This window comes from Guyparkeria sp. (genome assembly GCF_046545975.1).
Classification (GTDB): Bacteria; Pseudomonadota; Gammaproteobacteria; order Halothiobacillales; family Halothiobacillaceae; genus Guyparkeria.
This window is the reverse complement of sequence record NZ_JBKGYT010000120.1, coordinates 1-3910: the sequence shown is the minus strand read 5'-3', so window position 1 is coordinate 3910 and position 3910 is coordinate 1. Positions and strand designations below refer to the sequence as shown.

3 protein-coding genes and 1 pseudogene are annotated in these 3910 nt (G+C 67.6%); all 4 read left to right on the top strand.

The features are described from left to right. A pseudogene (locus ACLFMY_RS08665) lies at positions 1–128 on the top strand (carboxymuconolactone decarboxylase family protein); the annotation flags it as partial. 44 nt (positions 129–172) lie between these two features. Then, entirely contained in the window at positions 173–658 is a 486-nt protein-coding gene (locus ACLFMY_RS08660) for a DUF302 domain-containing protein (protein ID WP_410764260.1), read from the top strand. 220 nt (positions 659–878) lie between these two features. Continuing rightward, the gene (locus ACLFMY_RS08655; RefSeq protein WP_410764259.1) at positions 879–2549 is read left to right on the top strand and encodes an FMN-binding glutamate synthase family protein; all 1671 of its coding nucleotides are present in this window, start codon (positions 879–881) and stop codon (positions 2547–2549) included. Next, a partial coding sequence (locus ACLFMY_RS08650; RefSeq protein ID WP_410764258.1) for a glycoside hydrolase 100 family protein occupies positions 2546–3910 on the top strand: 1365 nt, incomplete at its 3' end. The genes ACLFMY_RS08655 and ACLFMY_RS08650, both read left to right, overlap by 4 nt.

The following is a 3910-nucleotide window of genomic DNA, read 5'->3' as shown; positions in this document are numbered from 1 at the left end:
CGTCCCAGTTGCTCGACGTGCTGGTGGGCATCGCCCAGAAGACGCTGAGCAACTACACCAACCATTTGGCGGACACGCCGGTGGACGAACCGATGCGGGGCAATGCGTGGACGCCGCCGTCGGCGTGAACTAACCCTGTTCTGGTAACCGGACGAACGAACGGAGTGATGCCATGAATCCCAAGACGATGTTTGCGTGCCTGCGCTCGATGCCGGCGGTGCCGTTGGCCCTCGCCCTGACCCTGCCGGCCACCGTTCTCGCTGATGACGGGCTGGCGGTCGTGGAAAGCCGCTACGACGTGGCCGAGACCGAAGCGCGACTGGTCGAGGTGGTGGAGGGCAAGGGGCTGAAGGTCATGGCGCAGGTGGATCACCAGGCGAACGCCGAAACAGTGGACATGGAGATGCCGGCGACGCGACTGGTGATCTTCGGCAACCCCAAGGCCGGTACTGCGCTGATGAAGTGCGCGCCGACGGTCGCGATCGACCTGCCGATGAAGATGCTGATCTGGCAAGACGGGGATGCCGTGAAGGTGGCCTACAACACGGCCGATTACCTGGTCGAGCGCCACGGGATCGGTGACTGTGCCAAGCCGGTGCAGGAGAAGGTGCGCAAGGCACTCGACGGGTTCGCCCGTCAGGCTGCCGGCGCCGACTGAACGTTCGACGTTCCCGGTCACGGCGGGATGCCGCCGGGAGAGCGCCCAACCCCTGTCGGCGGATGGCGTCCGGCAAACGCCCTTGACCCGAAAGGAGCCAAGCAATGAAAGCGATGCGGTTCCAGCTTTTGCCCACCCCGGTGGTGGCGGTCGCCCCCGGCCCGCTGGCGGGAGGGGGCGGTCGCGTCCCTGAATGGCGAGCGCTGCGGGAGGGTTAGGCATGCGACGAGCCTTTCTGCTGGTCTCGTCCCTGGTCACGGCGGCGATCGCCTTGTTCGCCTTCCTGTGGCCGACGCTCCTGTGGGCCTACCTGATCGTGCTGCCACTGGTCGCCGTCGGCCTCTACGACATGCGGCAGCATCGGCATACCCTGCTTCGCAATTACCCGCTTGTCGGGCGTGGACGCTGGCTGGCGGAGAAGCTGCGTCCATTCATCCGCCAGTACCTGCTGGAATCCGACACCGACGGCGCGCCGATCAGTCGCATGTTTCGGTCGGTGGTCTACCAGCGTGCCAAACGGGAGAACGAAACCGTTCCCTACGGCACGCGGGTGGACACCTATCGGCTGGGTTACGAATGGATCGGCCAGTCACTCGCGGCCCTCGCCGTCGAGGAACTGGATCCCCACCTGCGCGTGACGGTCGGTGGCCCGCAATGCCGGCAGCCCTATTCGGCCAGCGTGCTCAACATCTCGGCGATGAGCTTCGGCGCCCTGAGTCGCAACGCGATCCTCGCCCTCAACCGGGGCGCCCGGGAGGGCGGTTTCTATCACAACACCGGCGAAGGCGGCCTGACGCCGTTCCACCTGGAGCCGGGCGGCGATCTCGTCTGGCAGATCGGCACGGCCTATTTCGGCTGCCGCGACGATCATGGGAATTTCTGCCCCGACACTTTCCGTGACAAGGCCTGCCTGCCGAACGTGAAGATGATCGAGATCAAGCTTTCGCAGGGAGCCAAGCCGGGGCATGGCGGCATCCTGCCGGCCGAGAAGAACACGCCGGAGATTGCCGCGATACGTGACGTGCCCCCGGGGACAGCGATCATCTCCCCACCGGCGCACACCGCCTTCGACTCGCCGCTGGGGCTGATCGACTTTGTCGACCGGTTGCGCGAGTTGTCTGACGGAAAACCGGTCGGCTTCAAACTGGCCATCGGGCGCAAGAGCGAGTTCGTCGCCATCTGCAAGGCCATGGTCGAGCGCGGCCGCTACCCGGACTTCATTACCGTCGATGGCGGCGAAGGCGGCACGGGCGCGGCCCCCATCGAATACAGCAACTCCGTGGGCATGCCGCTGCGCGAGGCGGTCGCCTTCGTCGATGACTGCCTCACCGGCTTCGGCCTGCGCGAGCACGTCCGGGTGATCGCCTCGGGGAAGATCCTGACCGGTTTCCACCTGGTCAAGAATCTCGCGCTCGGGGCGGACATCTGCAACAGCGCCCGCGGGATGATGCTCGCGCTCGGTTGCGTCCAGTCCCTGACCTGCAATACCAACCGCTGCCCGACCGGCGTGGCGACGCAGGACCCCCGTCGCTATGCGGGGTTGGTGGTCCCCGACAAGGCCACGCGGGTGGCACAGTTCCATCGCGGCACGGTGCATGCCACCGCCGAGTTGATCGCCTCGGCCGGGATCCGCCACCCGCACGAACTCAACCGGACCCACATCTACCGGCGGATCAGCCCGGAGGCTGTGCGCCGCTACGACCAGATCTTCCCGTACCTGCGCCCGGGCGACCTGCTCGACGGCCAGCCGTCGGAGGACTGGCAGCTCATGCTCGACGAGGCGCACGCCGACAGCTTCCGTCCGCGGGACTGCCTGACCCGCATCGATCGCGAATGCTGCTCGGTGGCATCGGCACGAGGGCGTGTCGTGGCCGGGGAGGCGCGGGGATGAACGCCCCGGGGTGGCTCTCGCGTCTGTCCCGGCGCGGTGTCGCGTCGAATGCCGTCGAGAGGGAGGCCTGGCGTCGCCTGGATGCCTCGATTGTCCGCTACCGGGGCGAGCCGGTCGGCACCATCGCCTCCGGCGACGGGGACGCTCCCGCGCAGAACTACGATCACGTCTTCACCCGGGACTTCTTCGTCTCGGCGGTGGCCTTCCTGTTGCGCGGCGAGCACGAGATCGTGCGCAACTTCCTGCGGGTGGCGCTGGACCTGCAGAGCGCCGACCACCACATGGACTGCTTCCGTCCGGGGCAGGGGATGATGCCGGCGAGCTTCCGGGTCGCGGGGACGGGAGCCGAGGAACGCCTGGAGCCGGATTTCGGCGAACATGCCATCGCCCGGGTCACACCGATCGACTCCGGCTTCTGGTGGCTCTACCTGCTGCATGCCTACACCCGGGCCAGCGGGGACGAGTCACTGGCGAAATCCGATGCCATGCAGCGCGGCATCCGGCTGATCCTGGAGCTCTGCCTGCCCCCGCGCCACGAGATGCTGCCGACACTGCTGGTGCCGGACGGTGCCTTCATGATCGACCGCCGGCTCGGCGTATACGGCCACCCGCTGGACATCCAGGTCCTGTTCCACCTGGCCCTGCGGGCGGCTGATGGTCTGCTCGACGTCCCGGTCGACGACCCCCTTCGGCGGGCGGTCGCCGAGCGCGAGTCGCATCTCGCTCATCACCTGCGCCACTACTACTGGCTCGACATGGCGACACTCAACCGCATCTATCGCTACCAGGTCGAGGAGCTGGGCGCGGATGCCGTCAACCCGTTCAATATCCGCCCCGACACCATTCCCGAGTGGCTGTTCGAGTGGATGCCCCGCGACGGTGGCTACTTCGCCGGCAACCTGGGGCCGGCGCGGCTCGACGTGCGCCTGTTCTCGCAGGGCAACCTGCTGGCCGTGCTCTCGGGCCTGGCCGACCGGGAGCAGGCGCAGGCGATTCTCAACCTGTTCGAATCCCGCCGGGAGGACCTGCTGGGCGAAACCCCGGTCAAGCTCGTCTTCCCGGCCCTGGAGGGGCGCGACTGGCAACTCCTCACGGGGGGCGACCCCAAGAACGCGCCCTGGTCGTATCACAACGGCGGCAACTGGCCGTTCCTGCTGTGGTTGTTCACCGCCGCGGCGATACGCGCCGGACGACGCGAGTTCGCCACCGAGGCGCTCGATGCCGTGGAGGAACGCCTGGCGGCCGAGCAGTGGGCCGAATACTACGACGGCCGGGGCGGTCGCCTGGTGGGCAAGGAGGCCCGGCTCGACCAGACATGGAGCGTCGCGGGGTACCTGGCCGCCCGGCGCATGCTGGCGAAT

Excerpts from the sequence above, each read along its gene's own strand:
- ACLFMY_RS08660 (WP_410764260.1), top strand. The coding sequence starts at position 173 with ATGAATCCCAAGACGATGTTTGCGTGCCTGCGCTCGATGCCGGCGGTG.
- ACLFMY_RS08655 (WP_410764259.1), top strand. The coding sequence starts at position 879 with ATGCGACGAGCCTTTCTGCTGGTCTCGTCCCTGGTCACGGCGGCGATC.